Annotated in this window: 15 protein-coding genes; 3 read left to right on the forward strand and 12 right to left on the reverse strand. The window is 72.9% G+C overall.

The window, feature by feature from the left end:
* Positions 1–267: hypothetical protein (locus tag ACIQFU_RS23470; protein WP_402554115.1), on the forward strand; the 267-nt coding region annotated here is incomplete at its 5' end.
* A 200-nt stretch (positions 268–467) separates the two neighbouring features.
* Here the strand turns inward: ACIQFU_RS23470 and ACIQFU_RS23475 are convergent.
* Complete coding sequence (locus ACIQFU_RS23475; protein ID WP_402554116.1) at positions 468–1,475, reverse strand: stage II sporulation protein M; 1,008 nt, start codon at positions 1,473–1,475, stop codon at positions 468–470.
* Positions 1,476–1,601: 126 nt separating this feature from the next.
* Here ACIQFU_RS23475 and ACIQFU_RS23480 point away from each other — a divergent pair, with 126 nt between their 5' ends.
* Positions 1,602–2,531 carry an RDD family protein gene (locus ACIQFU_RS23480; RefSeq protein WP_402554117.1) on the forward strand — a complete coding sequence of 310 codons (930 nt, stop codon included), beginning with the start codon at positions 1,602–1,604 and terminating at the stop codon, positions 2,529–2,531.
* 25 nt (positions 2,532–2,556) lie between these two features.
* On the opposite strand, the gene ACIQFU_RS23485 is transcribed toward ACIQFU_RS23480, so the two are convergent.
* The 9 genes from ACIQFU_RS23485 to ACIQFU_RS23525 all read right to left on the reverse strand — a co-directional run bounded on the left by ACIQFU_RS23485 (position 2,557) and on the right by ACIQFU_RS23525 (position 12,658).
* Positions 2,557–3,171 (reverse strand): hypothetical protein, encoded by a 615-nt coding sequence (locus ACIQFU_RS23485; protein ID WP_402554118.1) that lies wholly within the window; start codon positions 3,169–3,171, stop codon positions 2,557–2,559.
* Between the two features lie 120 nt (positions 3,172–3,291).
* On the reverse strand, positions 3,292–4,749 hold the full coding sequence (gene ahcY, locus ACIQFU_RS23490; protein ID WP_402554119.1) for an adenosylhomocysteinase: 1,458 nt from the start codon (positions 4,747–4,749) through the stop codon (positions 3,292–3,294).
* A gap of 281 nt (positions 4,750–5,030) precedes the next feature.
* A complete protein-coding gene (locus ACIQFU_RS23495) occupies positions 5,031–6,011 on the reverse strand; it encodes a cation diffusion facilitator family transporter (RefSeq protein ID WP_402554120.1) in 981 nt (326 codons plus the stop codon).
* Between the two features lie 171 nt (positions 6,012–6,182).
* Positions 6,183–7,334, reverse strand: a complete 1,152-nt coding sequence (manA, locus tag ACIQFU_RS23500; RefSeq protein ID WP_402554121.1) for a mannose-6-phosphate isomerase, class I — start codon at positions 7,332–7,334, stop codon at positions 6,183–6,185.
* Between the two features lie 93 nt (positions 7,335–7,427).
* A complete protein-coding gene (locus ACIQFU_RS23505) occupies positions 7,428–8,555 on the reverse strand; it encodes an SIS domain-containing protein (RefSeq protein WP_402554122.1) in 1,128 nt (375 codons plus the stop codon).
* A gap of 79 nt (positions 8,556–8,634) precedes the next feature.
* On the reverse strand, positions 8,635–8,805 hold the full coding sequence (locus tag ACIQFU_RS23510; RefSeq protein WP_381701676.1) for a Trm112 family protein: 171 nt from the start codon (positions 8,803–8,805) through the stop codon (positions 8,635–8,637).
* 218 nt (positions 8,806–9,023) lie between these two features.
* Positions 9,024–10,388: a phosphomannomutase/phosphoglucomutase gene (locus ACIQFU_RS23515; protein WP_402554123.1), complete on the reverse strand. Its 1,365-nt coding sequence runs from the start codon at positions 10,386–10,388 to the stop codon at positions 9,024–9,026.
* Between the two features lie 80 nt (positions 10,389–10,468).
* Complete coding sequence (locus ACIQFU_RS23520; protein ID WP_402554124.1) at positions 10,469–12,085, reverse strand: L-lactate permease; 1,617 nt, start codon at positions 12,083–12,085, stop codon at positions 10,469–10,471.
* A gap of 150 nt (positions 12,086–12,235) precedes the next feature.
* The gene (locus ACIQFU_RS23525; protein ID WP_102928736.1) at positions 12,236–12,658 is read right to left on the reverse strand and encodes a DUF3499 domain-containing protein; all 423 of its coding nucleotides are present in this window, start codon (positions 12,656–12,658) and stop codon (positions 12,236–12,238) included.
* A gap of 295 nt (positions 12,659–12,953) precedes the next feature.
* On the opposite strand from ACIQFU_RS23525, the gene ACIQFU_RS23530 reads away from it, so the two are divergent.
* On the forward strand, positions 12,954–13,406 hold the full coding sequence (locus ACIQFU_RS23530) for a metallopeptidase family protein (RefSeq protein WP_061444376.1): 453 nt from the start codon (positions 12,954–12,956) through the stop codon (positions 13,404–13,406).
* 75 nt (positions 13,407–13,481) lie between these two features.
* On the opposite strand, the gene ACIQFU_RS23535 is transcribed toward ACIQFU_RS23530, so the two are convergent.
* Both ACIQFU_RS23535 and ACIQFU_RS23540 read right to left on the reverse strand, forming a co-directional pair.
* Entirely contained in the window at positions 13,482–14,978 is a 1,497-nt protein-coding gene (locus ACIQFU_RS23535; RefSeq protein WP_402554125.1) for a DUF5719 family protein, read from the reverse strand.
* On the reverse strand, positions 14,975–18,778 hold the full coding sequence (locus ACIQFU_RS23540) for a glycosyltransferase (RefSeq protein WP_402554126.1): 3,804 nt from the start codon (positions 18,776–18,778) through the stop codon (positions 14,975–14,977). The genes ACIQFU_RS23535 and ACIQFU_RS23540 overlap by 4 nt, the downstream gene beginning before the upstream one ends.
* Between the last annotated feature and the right edge of the window lie 103 nt (positions 18,779–18,881).

An 18,881-nucleotide genomic window follows, 5' to 3' on the forward strand; every position in this document is an offset into this window, starting at 1 on the left:
CAACCCGATCAGAGATCCGATCAGGTCGGGGTATCAACATATCTGGCGTTGACTTTTGGCACGCTGTTGAGTTCTCAAGGAACGGACGCTTCCTTTGTACTCACCCTCTCGGGCTTTCCTCCGGGCGCTTCCCTTCGGTCTTGCTGTCTTGCGTTTCCGACTCTACCAGATCTTCCCGATCCGATTTCCTCGGTGCTTTCCAGGTTCACGCTTTCGCGTTTCCCTTTCGGCGGTTCCGACTTTATCAGAAGTTTCGGGCCGGTCTGACCGGCTGTTCGTTTCCGATTCATCGGGAGAGTGCTTCGTCGAATTCATTGATTCGTGGAAGCTGGTAGATGTTCACCGTTGCCCTCTGGGATGAACCCATCTGCAGGCAACTGTTCGAATCTACCTCCCCGCTCGCTCCGTGTCAACGGCTCTTGCGGGAACGAAGAGGACAGTAGCAGCTCGCCCGGGGTGGATGCACATCAGGCCGCCGTCGGCACGGTGGCGCTTCGTTCGGCCGCCTCGACGTCGCCCGTGTCGCCGGCGCGTACGGCACGGCCGCCGAGGACGTAGACGTAGGCGAGGAAGGCCAGCTCGGCGACGACTCCGATGGCGATGCGGGCCCAGGTGGGCAGGCCGGACGGGGTGACGAAGCCTTCGACGGCGCCGGACACGAAGAGGACGAGTGCCAGGCCGACCGCCATGCCGATGGCGGCCCGGCCCTCTTCCGCGAGGGCGTTGCGTCGGGTGCGGGGCCCCGGGTCGACGAGGGTCCAGCCCAACCGCAGACCGGTACCCGCGGCGACGAACACCGCTGTCAGTTCGAGCAGACCGTGGGGCAGGACCAGACCGAGGAAGGTGTCGAGGCGGCCGGCCGACGACATCAGGCCGAAGCCGACACCGAGGTTGAGCATGTTCTGGAAGAGGATCCAGATGACGGGCAGCCCAAGGAAGACGCCCAGGATGAGGCAGAGCGCGGCGGCCCAGGCGTTGTTCGTCCACACCTGTGCCGCGAACGAGGCTGCCGGACTGCTCGAGTAGTACGTCTCGTACTGGCCGCCCGGGCGGGTGAGCTCACGCAGTTCGCCCGGTGCCGCGATGCTGGACTGCACCTCCGGGTGGGTGCCGATCCACCAGCCCAGGAGGGCGGCGACCGCGGTCGACAGGAGGGCGGTGGGGACCCACCAGTGGCGGGCCCGGTAGACGGCCGCCGGGAACTGCTGGGTCAGGAACCGTGTGACGTCGCGCCAGGAGGCGCGCCGCGTGCCTGTCACGACACTGCGCGCGCGTGCCACCAGTTGGCTGAGCCGTCCGGTCAGCTGGGGATCCGGTGCGCTGGACCGGATCAGGGAGAGGTGGGTGGCCGTGCGCTGGTAGAGGGCGACGAGTTCGTCGGTCTCGGCACCGGTCAGTCGCCGTCGGCGCCGGAGCAGCGCGTCGAGACGGTCCCACTCGGCACGGTGGGCGGAGACGAAGACGTCGAGGTCCATCGGGGTGCCTGCTCCTCGGCTATCGTCGGCGGCTCGTCGTGGATCAGCTTGTCGTACTGCGGCGCGGTGCGTCCTCAGCTTGGCAGACTGGCGGGGACGGGGGCAGTCAGGGGAAGGGCGGCGGGCGTGAGTGAGCTGGTGACGGGCGAGGCGGTGGCGCTGGAGCTGCGTCCCGCGAGGCTGCCCAGCAGGGCGCTGGCAGTCCTGCTCGATCTGACCGTCGCCGTCGCCCTTTACGTGGCGGTGACCATCGCGCTGGTGGCGTCCACCTCGTCCTTGGACGGGGCGGCGCAGACGGCCCTGACGATCGCGACCTTCGTTCTCGTACTGGTGGGCGGGCCGATCGCAGTGGAGACGCTCAGCCACGGGCGGTCGCTCGGGAAGGTGGCGTGCGGGCTGCGGGTGGTGCGGGACGACGGCGGGCCGATCCGGTTCCGGCACTCGCTGGTGCGGGGCTTGATCGGGGTGATCGAGATCCTCATGACGTTCGGGGTGATCGCCTGTATCGCCTCGCTGGTGTCGGCGCGGGGGCGTCGGCTCGGTGACGTGTTCGCGGGCACGCTTGTCGTGCGGGAGAGGGTGCCGTTCTCGTCGGCGGGCTTCATGCCGCCGCCTCCGCCGTGGCTGACCGGGCGGTTCTCGGGGCTCGACCTGTCCGCGGTGCCCGACGACCTGTGGCTCGCCGTCCGGCAGTATCTGACGCGGGCGGGGCAGCTCGATCCGCGCGTCGGATGGGCCATGGCCGAGCGGCTCGCCGCCGATGTCGCGGCCCGGACGGGTGCGCCGGTGCCGCGGGAGGTTCCGCCGCCCGCGTATCTGGCGGCGGTGCTGCAGGAACGGCAGGCGCGGGAGGCCCGGCGGGCGTTCGGGGGCACTCCGGCGGGTGGTGGCGCCGCCCCCGCGGTGCCGGAGGTGCCGGCGGCTCCTGCGTCGGCTCCCCCACCGGCGGCCCCCGCCGGCCCGCCGCCCGCCCCGGCCTCCGCCGACCGCCCCGAGGTGCCGCGGGACGTGCCGCCGGGCGGCCGCCCCGGTACCGGGTTCGTGCCGCCCGCGTAGGCGCGGCCGACGACTCGACGCCCCTTCACGGGAACACGGACGGTGGTGTCTCCAGGTCCTCCAGCTCGACGCCGGGGGCCGCCAGTACGACGTCTCCGGCGATGTGCACGGAGTGCTGCTCGCCCGTGTCCAGGGCTGTGACCTGGTATTCGTCCACGGTGAGGGGGCCGTTGTCAGTGGCGTGTGCTTCTCTGTTGAGCAAGGCCCAGGACTGGTCCACGGTGCGGGGGGCGAGGACCGGGTCGGTAAGGGCGACGAGGCGTAGGCGGGTAGCCGGTCCAGAGGGGGTGAGGCGCAGGAGACGGGTGACGGCGACGAGGAAGGCCGGGGAGGTGCCGGTGAAGGCGTGGGCGCGCACATTGCCTTCGGTGGCGTGGGTTCCGGTCGGGTCGGTTCGGACCCAGGTGACACCGTCGAGGGCGGCGCCGCGTACCTGCCAGTCGGCGGCGTGGAGTTCGAGACGGATGGGACGGCCGAGTTCGTCGAGGGTGAGGTCGACGGAGCCGCGGTGGTCCCCGCTGGGCGCGGTCAGCTGTGAGACGTAGCGCCAGCCGGACGGGCCGGGGGCGCATTGGAAGTGTTCTTCTGCGAGGGGGGTGTGGTCGTGCGGATCGTGGAGCGAATATCGGCCGCGTGGCATGGGTGTCCTGGGTGGTGACGGGCTGCTGGTCCGGCCACTGAGGCGTCGAACGGGACAGGCCCCCGGCACGGGGGTGCGGGGGCCTGTCTCGGAGGCTGGGAGCCGTGGGAGCTGGCGGGCTCAGTAGCGGTAGTGGTCCGCCTTGTACGGGCCCTCGACCTTGACGCCGATGTAGTCGGCCTGCTCCGGGCGGAGCGTGGTCAGCTTGACTCCGAGCGAGTCGAGGTGGAGCCGGGCGACCCTCTCGTCCAGGTGCTTGGGCAGCACGTAGACGTCGGTCGGGTACTCGTCGGGCTTGGTGAACAGCTCGATCTGGGCCAGGGTCTGGTCCGCGAAGGAGTTGGACATCACGAACGACGGGTGACCGGTGGCGTTGCCCAGGTTCAGCAGGCGGCCCTCGGAGAGGACGATGAGCACCTTGCCGTCGGGGTAGGTCCAGGTGTGGACCTGCGGCTTGACCTCGTCCTTGACGATGCCGGGGGTCTTGGCGAGGCCGGCCATGTCGATCTCGTTGTCGAAGTGGCCGATGTTGCCGACGATGGCCTGGTGCTTCATCTTGGCCATGTCCGAGGCCATGATGATGTCCTTGTTGCCGGTCGTGGTGACGAAGATGTCGGCCTTGTCGACGACCTCGTCCAGCGTCGTGACCTGGTAGCCGTCCATCGCGGCCTGCAGCGCGCAGATCGGGTCGATCTCGGTGATGATCACCCGGGCGCCCTGGCCGCGCAGGGACTCCGCGCAGCCCTTGCCCACGTCGCCGTAGCCGCAGACGACGGCGGTCTTGCCGCCGATCAGGACGTCGGTGGCGCGGTTGATGCCGTCGATCAGGGAGTGGCGACAGCCGTACTTGTTGTCGAACTTCGACTTGGTGACCGCGTCGTTGACGTTGATCGCCGGGAACAGGAGGGTGCCGTCGCGGTGCATCTCGTACAGGCGGTGGACGCCGGTCGTGGTCTCCTCGGTCACGCCGCGGATCTCGGACGCCAGCTGGGTCCACTTCTGCGGGCTCTCGCCGACCGTGCGGGTGAGGAGTTCGAGGATGACGCGGTGCTCGTCGGACTCGGCGGTGTCGACCGAGGGGACCTTGCCGTCCTTCTCGTACTCGACGCCCTTGTGAACGAGGAGGGTGGCGTCACCGCCGTCGTCCAGGATCATGTTCGGGCCGCCGGTGGGGGTGTTCGGCCAGGTCAGCGCCTGCTCCGTGCACCACCAGTACTCCTCGAGGGTCTCGCCCTTCCAGGCGAAGACCGGGACGCCCTGCGGGTTGTCCGGGGTGCCGTCGGGGCCGACCGCGATGGCGGCGGCCGCGTGGTCCTGGGTGGAGAAGATGTTGCAGGAGGCCCAGCGGACCTCGGCGCCCAGGGCGACCAGGGTCTCGATGAGCACGGCGGTCTGCACGGTCATGTGCAGGGAGCCGGTGACGCGGGCGCCGGCGAGCGGCTGGGCCTCGGCGTACTCCTTGCGGATCGCCATGAGGCCGGGCATCTCGTGCTCGGCGAGGGTGATCTCCTTGCGGCCGAACGCGGCCAGGGAGAGATCGGCGACCTTGAAGTCCTGTCGGTTGTCGACAGTCGTCATTACGGGCTGCTCCTCGGGTTGGGTCGAGGTGGGTACGGCTGACCTGCGCGGCGGCGGACACAGGGGTGCCCCGAAGAGGACACAGGCATGCCCGCGTACGCGCAGCGCAGTCCGTCGGAGGCCCTCTCTCCCTCGGCCGGTCCGTCCTGGACCGCCCGACCGCCATCAGCAGCGACGTCTGGCTCCGTCCCAAGCTACACCGCTGGCGCTCGCCGTCCCCAGTCCGCCTCCGAACACTTCCGGACGTTCACGCAGGGTGATGACGGGCGCCTGCCGGGCGGTCAGTGGTCGGCGGGCGGTGCGGTGGGGCCGCCGGGGGTCGCCTCGGGGTCAGGGCCTTTGGCGGCCTCGGACTCGCTGTAGATGTCCGGTTCCAGGTAGATGACGCGGGCGATCGGGACCGCCTCGCGGATCCGGGATTCGGCGGCGTCGATCGCGGAGGCGATCTCCGTGGCCGTGCCGTCGTGGCGGACGGCGATCTTGGCGGCGACGAGCAGTTCCTCGGGGCCGAGGTGGAGGGTGCGCATGTGGATGATGCCGGTGACGGTGTCACCGGCGACGGCCGCGGCCTCGATCTGCTGGACCACCTCGGCGCCGGCGGCCTCGCCGAGCAGCAGGGACTTGGTCTCGACGGCGAGGACGAGCGCGATCAGGATGAGCAGGATGCCGATGCACAGGGTGCCGATGCCGTCCCAGACGCCGTCGCCGGTGAGCAGGGCGAGACCGACGCCGCCGAGGGCGAGGACCAGGCCGACGAGGGCGCCGAAGTCCTCAAGGAGGACGACCGGCAGCTCCGGGGCCTTGGCGTGGCGGATGAACTCCTTCCAGGACTTCTTGCCGCGCAGGGGGTTGGACTCCTTGATGGCGGTCCGGAAGGAGAAGCCCTCGGCGATGATCGCGAAGACCAGAACGCCCACCGGCCAGTACCAGTGCTCCAGTTCGTGCGGGTGCTTGATCTTCTCGTAGCCCTCGTAGAGGGCGAACATTCCGCCGACGGAGAAGAGCACGATGGAGACGAGGAAGGCGTAGACGTAGCGCTCGCGGCCGAAGCCGAAGGGGTGTTGCGGGGTGGCCTCGCGCTGGGCCCGCTTGCCACCGAGGAGCAGCAGGCCCTGGTTGCCCGAGTCGGCGACGGAGTGCACGGACTCGGCGAGCATCGACGACGATCCGCTGAAGAGGAACGCCACGAACTTCGCCACCGCGATCGAGAGGTTGGCGAGGAGTGCCGCCACGATCGCCCTGGTACCGCCTGACGCGCTCATGTGTCGCGTTGTCCCTTCGCCTGCGTCTGCTTCGTCTGATCTCGTCTGCTTCTGCGTCCGTGCGCCGGTGGGGCGCGGCCGGTGGGTGACCGGCTTTGCCCCGCCTTTGCAGTGCGCCATTGTTGCAGCCCGCGCGGGACCCGACGTGCCGGATGCGCCGTCGGGCACGGGTCAGACGCGCACGGTGGCCCGGAAGAGGGTGCCGGTTCCGGTCACTTCGGCCTTTTCGTGTGCCGGGACGAAGACGGAACGGCCGGGGGCCAGTTCGTGTTCGCCCGCCCGGACCGTGCCCGCCGTGCAGAGCAGGATCTGCGGGGTGGGCAGGGTGAGGTCGTGGGCGCCGGATCCCTCGGGCAGGACGTAGCGGGACAGGCGGAACTCGTCGGTCGGGGTGTCGTAGACCTCTTCGCCGTCGGGGGACGCCTCCGGGCGCAGGATGCCGGCGTCGCCCGCGTCGAAGCGGACGATGCGCAGGAGTTCGGGGACGTCGACGTGCTTGGGGGTGAGGCCGCAGCGCAGGACGTTGTCGGAGTTGGCCATGATCTCGACGCCGAGGCCGTTGAGATAGGCGTGCGGGATGCCGGCGCCGAGGTAGAGGGCCTCGCCCGGCTGGAGCCGGACGTGGTTGAGGAGCATGGCGGCGAGGACGCCGGGGTCGCCCGGGTAGTGGTGGGCGATGTCGGCGTACGGCCGGTAGGCGCCGCCGAGGCGTTCGCAGGCGGCCGCGGCCTCGGCGACCGTGTGGGACATCTCCTCGGGGTCGGCGCTGAGGATCGCGGTGAGCACCTCGCGCAGGGCGGCCTCCTCGGGATGGGCGCGCAGCAGGTCGACGTACGGCTTGAGGGAGGCGACGCCGAGGCCGTCGAACAGGTCGGCCGTCCCGGCCGGGGCGCGGAAGCCGCACAGGCCGTCGAACTCGGTGAGGGCGCAGACCAGTTCGGGCTTGTGGTTGGCGTCCTTGTAGTTGCGGTGCGGGGCGTCCAGGGGCACGCCGCGGCGTTCCTCGTCCTCGTAGCCCTGCCGGGCCTGTGCGAGGTCGGGGTGGACCTGGAGGGAGAGCGGGGCGCCGGCGGCGAGGAGTTTGAGGAGGAAGGGCAGCCGGGGGCCGAACTTGGCGACGGAGGCGGCGCCCAGTTCCTTCTCGGGGTCGGCGTCCACGACCTCGGCGAGGGTGCCCCGGCCGGTGCGGGAGGGGGCGCCGGGGTGGGCGCCCATCCACATCTCCGCCTGCGGTTCGCCGGTCGGCTCGGTCCCCAGCAGGGTCGGGATCGCGGTGGTGGAACCCCAGGCGTAGGGGCGGACGGTGTTGTCGAGGCGGTCCATGGGCTCTCTCTGCCGGTGCGTGCGCGGTGGTACGGGGGAGTCGTCCGGGGACGTCGTACAGGAACGCTGTACGGGGAGATGGTGCGTACGGGGTCAGGCTCCCGAGGCGAGTGCCAGGTAAACGGCGGCGAAATCCGTGATGGCGATCAGTTCGGCGAGGGTTTCCAGTTCGCCGCCCTCTTCGGGCTCCAGCTCGCTGATCGGCGTGTCGTGGCCGAGGGCCAGCTCACGGGCGTTGGGGGCGGCGGTCAGGCCGCCGGTGGGCCGGTCGCGCAGGAGCACCACGCGCGCGTGCAGGGCGGCCGGTTCCTCGACGCGGTCGCGGAAGAAGTCGTCGGGGTCGGCGCCGGCGGCGAGGCGGCCCGCGAGCAGGGCGCTGTGCGCGGCGAGGGCCTCGGGCAGGTCGGCGACGACGGCGGGGGTGCCGGACAGTTCGGCGAGCGCGGCGGCGAAGCGGCGTCCCGCGGGTCCGGCGGAGGTGCCCTCGGTCCACACGACGGGGAGGGATTCGGCCAGTTCGGCCGCGAGGGTCTTGGCAGGGTTGCTGTAGGTGACGATCGCGGGCCCGCAGCGTTCGGCGACGCGGTCGAGGCGGTCGGCGACCTTGTCGATGGCCTCGGGCGGCGCCTCGAGCAGCCCGGTGCGGCCCAGCAGCGCGAGGAGCGGGGTGAGCAGCGCCCACAGGACGCCGGGGGCGGCACCGGCGAGGGGTTCGTCGTGGTCGTACGGGGCGGTCGCCATCGGGATGAACAGGCCGCGCGAGGCGCTCACCGACTCGCTGAGCGGGGAGCGGGCGGGGGCGACGGCGACGACCGTGCAGCCCCGGCGGTAGGCCTGTTCGGCGAGCAGGGACAGGCCGGGTTCGGCGCCGTCGGGGGTGGCGATCAGCAGGAGGTCCACGGAGCCGGCCCAGCCGGGCAGTTCCCAGCGCAGGGCGCCCGCGGCGGGGGCGACACCGGTGGGGGCGAGGCGGGTGACGGGGCTGCCGGCACCGGCGAGGGTGCCGAGGAGGTCCGCGGCGTGGGTGGCGGCGGCGCCGGGGCCTGCGATCAGTACGGCGCGGGGGCGGCCGTCCGGCTTGAGGTTGCCGACGCCGGCCTCGGCGGCGTGCCGGGCGGCGGTGCGCACGCGGGCACCGGCCTCTGCGGCGCCGCGGAGCAGGCCGCGGCGGTCGGCCTCGGTGAGGCGCTCCGGGGCGTCGAGGAGCGTTTCGTCGAGCATGGCGGCAGGTCTCCGATCGCCGGGGCGTTCGTCTGGTTGCGCGGGGTCGTCGCCGGGTGGCCGGTCGCCTGGGCGGCGGTTATTCGGGGCGGCGGGCCTCGTCGACGAGGAGGACGGGGATGTCGTCGCGCACCGGGTACGCCAGGCCGCAGTCCTGGCCGGTGCAGATCAGCTCCGCGTCCTGCTCCTTGAGGGGGGCGTGGCAGGCGGGGCAGGCGAGGATCTCCAGGAGGCCGGCTTCGAGCGGCATGGGGGTTCCCTTCGGGGGCGGTGGGGCTTGTGTGGATGTGCTGGTCAGGGTACCGCCGGTGATGGAGCCTGTGTCGGGGTGCGCGGGGCGACGCCCGGCACCGGTGCGGGCCCGGCTGGGGCGGGCGGCGGGTTGCGCGGGCCGGCGCTGGCCGGGTGCCGCTGCGCCCACCCGTGCCGCCCCAGCGGCACGACTGCCCGCAGCTACGGGGGCGGTGGTTAGGCGCGGATGATCGACAGGGCCTCGTCGCGTACCTTTGTCATCGTCGCCTCGTCGCGGGCCTCCGCGTTCAGGCGGAGCAAGGGTTCCGTGTTGGACGGGCGGACGTTGAACCACCAGTCGGGAGCCTGGACGGTGAGGCCGTCCAGGTCGTCCACGGTGACGTCGTCGCGGCCCTCGTACGCGGCCCGGATCGCGGCGAGGCGGGCCTGCTGGTCGGCGACGGTGGAGTTGATCTCGCCGGAGCCGGCGTAGCGGTCGTACGCGGCGACCAGGGCGGACAGCGGGCCGTCCTGCTCGCCGAGGGCGGCGAGGACGTGGAGGGCGGCCAGCATGCCGGTGTCGGCGTTCCAGAAGTCGCGGAAGTAGTAGTGCGCGGAGTGCTCGCCGCCGAAGATGGCGCCGGTCCTGGCCATCTCGGCCTTGATGAAGGAGTGGCCCACGCGCGTGCGTTCCGGTGTGCCGCCGTTCTCGCGCACGACCTCCGGCACGGACCAGGAAGTGATCAGGTTGTGGATGACCGTGCCCTTGCCGCCGTTGCGGGCCAGCTCGCGGGCGGCCACCAGGGCGGTCACGGCGGACGGGGAGACGGGGTCGCCGTTCTGGTCGACGACGAAGCAGCGGTCGGCGTCGCCGTCGAAGGCGAGACCGAGGTCGGCGCCCTCCTCGCGGACGCGCGCCTGCAGGTCGACGAGGTTGGCCGGGTCGAGCGGGTTGGCCTCGTGGTTGGGGAAGGTGCCGTCCAGTTCGAAGTACATCGGCACGAGGTCGAGGGGCAGGCCGTCGAAGACCGAGGGGACGGTGTGGCCGCCCATGCCGTTGCCCGCGTCGACGACGACCTTGAGGGGGCGGATGGCGGTCAGGTCGACCAGGGAGCGCAGGTGGGCCGCGTAGTCGGCGAGCGTGTCGCGCCGGGTGACGGTGCCGGGGCGGGCGGACGGCTCCGGGGCGCCCGCCCCGCTCCAGCGCTCCACCTGGGCGCGGATCTCGGCGAGGCCGGTGTCCTGGCCGACCGGGGCGGCGCCCGCGCGGCACAGCTTGATGCCGTTGTACCGGGCGGGGTTGTGCGAGGCCGTGAACATGGCGCCGGGCAGGTCGAACGCGCCGGAGGCGTAGTACAGCTGGTCGGTGGAGCACAGGCCGATCTCGATGACGTCGGCGCCGCGGGCCGCCGCTCCGCGCGCGAAGGCGCCGGACAGGCCCGGGGACGAGGGCCGCATGTCGTGGCCGACCACGACGGCGTCCGCGCCGGTCAGCTCGACGAAGGCCGCGCCGAACAGCTCGGCCAGCGACTCGTCCCACTGGTCCGGGACGACACCGCGCACGTCGTACGCCTTCACAATCTGCGACAGATCAGCAGCCACGGCCAACCTTCCTGAAAGTCCTGTCGGAGCCCACAAACTACCCGTAGGGACCGACGGGCCGACCGGAAGGTTCCCGGAGGTCAGGGCAGCATCCAGCCCAGGACCACCGTGGACTGGCCGACCACGATCAGGCACATGACCAGCAACAGGCCGAGGCTCCAGGGCAGTACCTTGCGCAGCAGGTCGCCCTCGCGGCCCGCGAGTCCGACGGCGGCGCAGGCGATGGTGAGGTTCTGCGGGGAGATCATCTTGCCGAGGACGCCGCCGGAGCTGTTGGCGGCGGCCAGCAGTTCGGGCGAGAGGCCGGACTCCCGCGCGGCGGTCACCTGGAGGGCGCCGAAGAGCGCGTTGGCGGAGGTGTCGGAGCCGGAGACGGCGACGCCGAACCAGCCGAGGACGGGTGAGAGGAAGGCGAGCCCGGCGCCGGCCGCGGCGACGAAATGGCCGATGGTGGCGGCCTGTCCGGAGAGGTTCATGACGTAGGCGAGGGCGAGGACCGAGGTGACGGTGAGGATCGCGAACCGCAGTTCGTGGACGGTCGCGAGCCACTCCCTGACCGCCACGCGCGCGTGCACGCCGAGGACGACGGCCGTGGCCAGCCCGGCGAACAGGACGAGCGTGCCGCCGGTGGAGACGATCGGCCAGGAGAAGACGTTGCCGCCGACCGGGTTGCCCCCGGGGTCGGCCACGTCGAGGAAGGGCCAGTCGTAGTTCTGGGTGGCCTTCGCGAGCCAGTCCTTGACCGCCGGGATCTGGGCCACGGAGAAGACGGCGACGATCAGCGCGTAGGGCGCGTACGCCCGCGCGACCTCCCGCGGGGCGTCCTGCTCGTCCAGCTCCTCGCTGCGTACGCCGGTCAGTACGGACGCCCGTACGGGCTCGGCGGCGGGCCTGCGGGAGTGCGGTACGGCGACCAGGGCGCCGGCTCCGATCAGGGCGGCGGCGATGTCGGCGAGCTGGGCGGAGACGTAGTTGGAGGCGGCGAACTGGGCGACGGCGAAGGCGACTCCGCAGGCCAGCGCGGGGATCCAGGTTTCACGCAGTCCTCGTCGCCCGTCGACCAGGGCGACCAGGAGCAGCGGTACGACGAGGGCGAGCAGGGGTGTCTGGCGGCCGACCACGGAGGCGACGTCGTCCAGGGGCAGCCCGGTGACCTGGGCCAGTGTCACCACGGGGGTGCCCATCGCGCCGAAGGCGACCGGCGCGGTGTTGGCGACCAGCGAGACGACGGCGGCGCGCACGGGGTCGAAGCCGAGGGCGACGAGCATGACCGAGCAGATCGCGACGGGCGCCCCGAACCCGGCGAGGGCCTCCAGGAGGGCGCCGAAGCAGAAGGCGACGACGAGGGCCTGGATGCGGGGGTCGTCGGAGAGCCGTCCGAAGGAGCGGCGCAGGATGTCGAAGTGCCGGGTGCGGACGGTCATCCGGTAGACCCACAGGGCGTTCACGACGATCCACAGGATGGGGAAGAGGCCGAAAACCGCTCCCTGGACGGCGCTGGAGGCCGTCTGGTCCAGCGGCATGCCGTACGCCAGCCAGGCGACCAGTACGGCGGCCAGGAGGCCGATGAGACCCGCCAGGTGCGCCTTCATGCGGAGGCCGCCCAGCAGGACGAGGACGATCACCAGCGGCAGGGCCGCCACCAGGGCGGACAGGCCGAGCGAACCGGCGACGGGTTCCAGTTCCTGCACGTACACGGACGCCTCCCGGATTCCGCCATGCGAAAGCGTTTTCTCGGACTTCCGGAATGGTCGTGTCCGCGACAAGGGAACGTCAATGGGTGTGCAGCAACGGATGTGACCGAGAACACTACGAGGGAAAGCCGCCGACCCGTCGGGCGCGGGGGCTCAGTTGTCCGGCGAACGCAGCACGCGCAGGTGGCCGCGGCGCGCGACCTCCATCGGGTCGGCCGTCCGGGCGCCGCCGCCTGCCTCGGCCGCCCGCTCCTGGGGCCGGGCCGCCTCGCGCACCGCGTTGGCGAGCGCCTCCAGGTCGTCGCCGCTGGGGCGGGCCGGGGCCGATCCGTCGAGCAGACGGACGACTTCCCAGCCGCGCGGGGCGGTGAGGCGCTCGGAGTGCTCGGCGCACAGGTCGTAGCAGTGGGGTTCGGCGTAGGTGGCGAGCGGGCCGAGGACCGCGGTCGAGTCGGCGTAGACGTACGTCAGCGTCGCGACGGCGGGACGGCCGCAGGCGGTGCGCGAACAGCGACGTACAGGGCTCACGATGTTGGACGGTACCGCACTCTTGAGCGGGCCGCGACGACTCTCCACCGGGTCACACCCCCGTGTCGTGGCGTGAAACGTGCTACGGCTCCTCCCGCACACCCCCGTTCGACCTGCGTGGACGCCGATCGCGAGGCCTCTGCGCGGCTCCGGAAGCGGTCACGACCCGATACAAACGATGACATTTGCCTTGAGTTCCGTGGTCATGGAGAGATACGAAATCGAGCCCAACCTTGGCTGGAATGGTCATCCGGCGACAGATCGAGAGGGCCGCCGCCACGTCGCCCGTCGTGCGCGTGCGGGTCGGGCGCGCCGCCCCGGCGGGGACTACCCTTCACCAGTGATGGACAACCCCGTGACGCCCCGTGATGCCGGCCGCCCAGGACCCCGCCGTCGTGATCGCCACGGTCGGGGCATGCGCGGCCCGGTGGCACCCCCGCAGGTGCCGCTCGCCGCGAGCCGTGGCGAGGTGTTCGCCGACCTGGTGCAGGACTCCGTGGAGCGCCTGGAGCGGCGGTGGCCGCAACTCGCCGACATCGACTTCCTCGTCCTCGACGTGCCCCGCCCGGCCGCGGCCGGGGAGGCGTGGAACGACGAGGCCGTACCGCTCGGGGGCACGGTCCCGTCGCGGGACGGGCGGCGGGGGCGGGTGGTCGTCTACCGGCGGCCGGTGGAGATCCGGACCAAGGGGCGCGACGAGCGGGCGCTGCTGGTGCACGAGGTCGTCGTCGAGCAGGTCGCGGAGCTGCTGGGGCTGACACCGGAGACGGTGGACCCGCGGTACGGGGAGGACTGAGCGCCGGCGGCGGAGCCGCGGGCGCCGTGCGCGGTGAGTCCCGTTGCGGCCACCGCGCACGCGCCCTCGGCGCCGCTACTTCTGCAGTACCGACAGGTCCTCGTCCGCGTTCGGCACCGAGACCGTGCCCCGGTCGTCGGCGAGGGTCTGGACGGTGAAGGACGCCACGTCGTCGTCCGAACCGGTCAGGGTGCGCGACGCGTGGACCGGGCCGCCCGACACGGTCTCGACGGTCAGCGCGTAGGAGCCCTTGAGGCCCGCCGGCACCGGTGCGTCGACGTTCTGGGTCGTGCCGGCCTTGAGCGTGTACGTCTTGGTCGCCGGTGTGCCGCCCTCGGTACCCGCCGAGGCCGTGACCTTGACCTGCGCGGCGGCGCCGGGCGCGGACAGGGCCAGGGTGGTGCTCTTGGCACGGTTGTCCGCGGCCGTGGCGCGGGCGCCGACGGGGTCGGAGGCCGGGATGAACGCGGACTCCTGCTCGTCGCCCTTGCCCCGCACGACCCGGACCGCGGCCACCACCGGCACGGACCGGTCCGTCGGCGTCAGCACCAGCGAACCCGCCTCGCCGCGCGTGACCTCGCCGAGGTCGACGCCGGTCGTCATACCGGCCTTGACGTGCACCGTCTCATGACCGGCGGGTGTGATCAGCCCGGACGGCGAGGCGAGCCGCACCTTCAGGTCGGCGTCGGTGCCGCCGGGCGTGAACAGCACCAGGCGCACGGTGGTGGCGTCCTTCGGGATGCCCGGCAGGACGAGCTCGCTCGCCGGGTCCGCGGCCGCGGTCAGCCAGTCTCCGCCGGTCTTGTCGTCCAGGGCCTGCACCGCGGCACCGAGCCGCCCGCTGCGCACGCCGACGTGCACGGTCAGGTCGGTCTGCTTCACGTCGCTGAGCGTGGACAGCAGCAGGGACTCACTGGCGTGCGGCGGCACCGTGACGCCCTCCCCCACCGTGGACTTCAGGGCTCCGTCCTTGCCGTACAGCTCGATGTCGACGACGGCCGCCGAGTCGTCGGGGTTGGTCAGGTGCACGTAGTCGGTGCGGCCGGTCGCGGTGCTGGCGCCCGGGAACCAGAACTCCGTGTCCGGTGCGGTGCAGTTGACGCCCTGCAGTCCCCGGCCCGTCCCGGCGGCGACCTCCGTGGTCTGCTGGACCGTCCAGCCCGGCGCGCTGTTCCCCTCGGCGGTGCCGATCAGCGCGGGCGTGTCGGCGCCGGTGGTCTTCCCGGCGACCGGTGCGCCGGGCGCCTTGGGCTGGACGACCGGCTTCTCCTTCTTCTCGTCCTTGTCGTCCTTGCCGTCGTCGGTGGCAACGGCCGGCTCCGCCGTCACGAGCGCGGCGCTGCCCTTCTCGTCGGCGCCCTTCGTGACGGGCGTGAAGGACGTGTACGCGGTCTCGGCGAGGTCGGAGGTGCTGGGCGCCGGGCACAGCAGGCCGGTGCGCTCCACGGGCAGCCGGGCGGCGGGCGCCGCGGTGTCCGGGCCGGAGTCGTCCGGGGCGGACACCGCGGCGAACCCGGTGACGGCGGCGAGCGCGGTCGCGCAGGCGATCAGGGACAGGGTCGTGCGCTTCACTGCTGGCTCCCGTCGGGACGCTCACTGCCCGTGCCGTGGGGCTGCTGGGGCTGGGAGGGGTCGTACGGCGTGTCGTAGCCGCCCTGGCCGTACGCCTGGTCGAACGCCGGGTCGTACCCGGGGTCCTGAGCCTGTGTCGGATCGCCGTACGCGTACGGGTCGTACTGGCCGCCCGTCCCGTACTGCGCGGCCTGGCCGCCGTGACCGCCCTGGTAGGCGTCCTGCTGGTACGGGTCCGCCTGGTAGGCCTGCTGCCCGTAGGCACCCGGGTCGTACTGCCGGGCGTCCTGGTACTGCTCGCCGCCGTAGGTGCCGTCGTAGGACCCGTACTCGGCGCCGGTGTACCCCGTCGTGTCCCACGTGTCGTACGACTGCTGCTGCGGAACCGGCACGGGGGGCGCCGCGGGCGGCTCCGGAACGCCGGGTGCCTCGGCCGCGTCGTCCGCCGCCTCGGGGCCCGGCTCCACGCCTGCCCCGGCTCCGGCTTCCGCCGCCTCCGCCTCGGCCTGGGCGCGCAGTCGCCGTGCCCGGCGTCCCTCGCCGTCGGCGGCCTGGGCGGGGACGAGTTGCTCGTCGGGCAGGTCGTCGTCGACGTCGCGGCGCCTGCCGGGCAGGGCGAGGACGACGAGGACGAGGCCGAGGAGCCCCTGGACCCACAGCCAGACCGTGTGCGTGAACGGGGCGTCGTAGGTGACGTCCAGCCGGCCGCCGGAGGCGGGGAGTTCGAAGCCCTGGGCCCAGCCGTCGACCGTGGTGCGGGTGAGCGGCCTGCCGTCCAGCGTCGCCGTCCAGCCCTCGGCGGCGGTGTCGGCGAGGCGCAGCACCCGGCCGTCGGGGCCCGCCTTGATGTCGGTGTGGATCTCGACGGGCCCGGCCGCCACCGGCTCGGGCTCACCGGCACCGGGCTTCCCGGCACCGGACTTCTCGCCCGTCACGACGGTCGCGCGCGCGACCTCCTGGTCCACCCGCCACAGTCCGCTGCCGTCCTGCTGGCTGAGCCTGCTCAGTCCGGGTGTGGCGTCCAGGACACGGGTGACCTCGCGGGGCGCGCCCTTGTGCACGAGCACGTAGCGCACGGCGAACCCGCCGAGCTGGTCGGCCTGGTCGGCGCCGGAGCCGGCCACGAGGTTGGCGACGACCCTGTCGAGGGTGCTGTTGCCGCCGTCGCCGGAGGCCAGTTCGCCGTCGCCGAGGCGGGCGCCGGAGCCGCGGACCAGCATGTAGCCCACGTGCGCGGCGGAGTCGCTGTCGAGGACGAGGGTGCGGGCCTGGTCGCGGGTGTGGCTCTCCTCGGCGACGAAGGCGGGCACCTGCACGGGGTCGCGTCGCGCCACGGGGCCGTCGGCGCCGCCGATCATCCAGCCGGCGGCGGCGATCAGCGGGCCGAGGGCCGAGGCGAGGGCGATCAGGGCCGCGACGGGCTGGCGCCAGCCGAAGCTCTGCTCGGCCACGCGGAAGCGCGCCCCGTCGGCGCCGAGGGCCGCGGCGGACAGGAGGGCGATGCCGTAGACGAGGGTCGCCGGTCCGGCCCAGGCGGAGCGGTTGGACAGGACCGAGAAGACGAGGGCGACCAGGGCGACGGCCCAGGCCGTCCGGACGGCCGTCTGCCGCTCGGAGCGCAGCAGCGCCGCGAGCGCGGCCAGCACGATGCCGACGAGGAACAGCCCGCCGACCGTGCCGGGTCCGCCGGGGCTGGCGCCGAGCAGGTCGAGCGCCGAGGCGGCCGACGGGCCGTAGTCGAGGCCTGCTTCGTCGAAGAAGCCGAACGGCAGCAGCGACAGCGACCAGGGGGCGAGCAGCAGCAGCGGGGTGCCGAGCTGGGCGAGGAAGCGCGGCCCGTACGCCGCGATCTCGCCGCGGCGCAGGGCGAGGACCCCGATGCCCAGGACCAGCGCGACGGGCCACACCACGGGGGTGAAGGCGGTGGCGACGGTCAGCAGCAGGGCGTACGCCCAGGTGGCGCGCCAGCTGCCGCGGGCGCCGGAGGAGCCCGCCAGGCCGGCCGCCGCGACGCCCGCGCGCGCGATGAGCGGCAGCAGTACGGCGAGGACGGCGGTGCCGATGCGGCCACCGGCGAGGGCGCCGGTGGCCGCGGGCAGGAAGGCGTAGGCGACGGCGGCCCAGGCGCGCAGCAGCCGGGAGGGGACCAGCGGGCGGGAGGCGAAGTACGCGGTGGCGCCCGCCAGGGGAACCGAGCAGACCAGCAGCAGGGTGACGGCCAGTCCGGTGGAGCCGAGCAGGACGGAGGCGAACGTGGCGAGGATCGCGAGGTAGGGCGGAGCGGAGGCGGTGCCGCCGGTGCCGACCGTGTGCCAGGCGTCCACGTACCGCGACCACAGCTCGCCGGCGCCGGCCGGTGCGGGCAGCAGCGCGCCGCCCGCCAGGGCGCCGCCGCCGAGAAGCGCGCGGCAGGCGGCCAGGGAGACGAGCAGCAGCACCAGGAAGAGCACCGGACCGGGCTTGCGGGCGATGCGCTTGAGACGGGCGAACTGCTCGATCTCCAGGAAGTCGGCGTCGTCGCCGCCGGGTCCCGACTCGATGGCCCCGCCGTGCCGTCCGGCACCCGCGGCGGCCTCGGCGTCGGAACCGCCGAAGAGGTCGCCCGCGACCTGCTCGACGGTGGCGCGGATGGTCGCTCCGGGAGGCGGGAACAGGGGCCGCAGTTCGTCCTTCTCGACCTGCGGGCGGCCGCGTTCGCGCCGTCCGGCGATGATGCGTTCGGGTCGCAGCAGGACGCTCAGCAGGCCCCGGATCTCGTCGAGGGCCTGGCCGGGGACCTTGCCCACGAGGTAGGCGAGGGTGCGCAGCAGGGTGCCCAGGACGACGCGCAGCAGGACCCAGGGCAGGGCGGCGGTGCGGACGTTGACGAGGAGGGTGTGGACGGCGCCGGCCTTGTCCACCTTGTGCGGTGAGGCCGTGGTGCGGCCCGCGCAGTCGACGGCGCGGCGTTCGCGCGAGGCCGCCTCGGCGTGGCGGACGACCGCCTCCGGGGCGACGAGGACGCGCAGTCCCTCGGCGTGCGCGCGCCAGCACAGGTCGACGTCGTCGCGCATCAGGGGCAGCCGGCGGTCGAACCCGCCGAGCCGCTCGAAGACGTCGCGCCGGATCAGCATGCCCGCGGTGGACACCGACAGCACGGTGCGGACGTGGTCGTGCTGGCCCTGGTCCTGCTCGCGGCGGTCCAGGCCGGTCCAGCGGCGGCCGGAGTTGGCGATGGAGACGCCGACCTCGAGCAGCTGGCGGCGGTCGTACCAGCCGCGGAGCTTGGGGCCGACCACGGCGACGTCGTCCCGGCCGAGCTCGTACTCGGTGTCCACGACGCGCAGCAGCTGGGCGAGGGCGTCGGGTTCGGGGGCGCAGTCGTCGTGCAGCAGCCACAGCCACTGGACGGGCTCCCCGTGGGGCAGCTCCGGCATGTCGTAGGCGTCGTCGCGCCAGGTGCGCGTGACGGGGTCCCAGCCGCTGGGCCGCCTCAGGTACGGCAGGTCCTCGGGGGTGAGGAGAGGGGCGGTGCGGGTGGCCTCCTCGACGGCCTGGCCGAAGCCGGTGCGCCGGGCGAGGTGGAGCACGCGGTCGTCGCCGAGGGCGTCGGCGACCAGCCGGGAGGAGTCGTCGGCGCTGCCGGTGTCGGCGGCCACGGCGTACTGGACGGGACGCTCCTGGCCGAGCAGCCCGGCGAGCGCGTCGGGCAGCCAGCGGGCTCCGTCGTGGGCGACGAGGACCGCGGTCACCACGTGACGCGGGAACTCAGGTGTGGCAGCGAGGTCTTGCTGGGCTGCCGTGTGACTCTGCACGGACATCGAGGTACGGGCCCCGGTTCGGTGGACTGCGGTGGACGCCCGTGCCTGTTGGCGATGGCGGGGCGTCTCGGACGAGCGCCCACACTATCGGCTGGACACAGGG

Origin of the sequence: Streptomyces sp. NPDC093065, assembly GCF_044754585.1 — a bacterium.
Classification (GTDB): domain Bacteria; phylum Actinomycetota; class Actinomycetes; order Streptomycetales; family Streptomycetaceae; genus Streptomyces.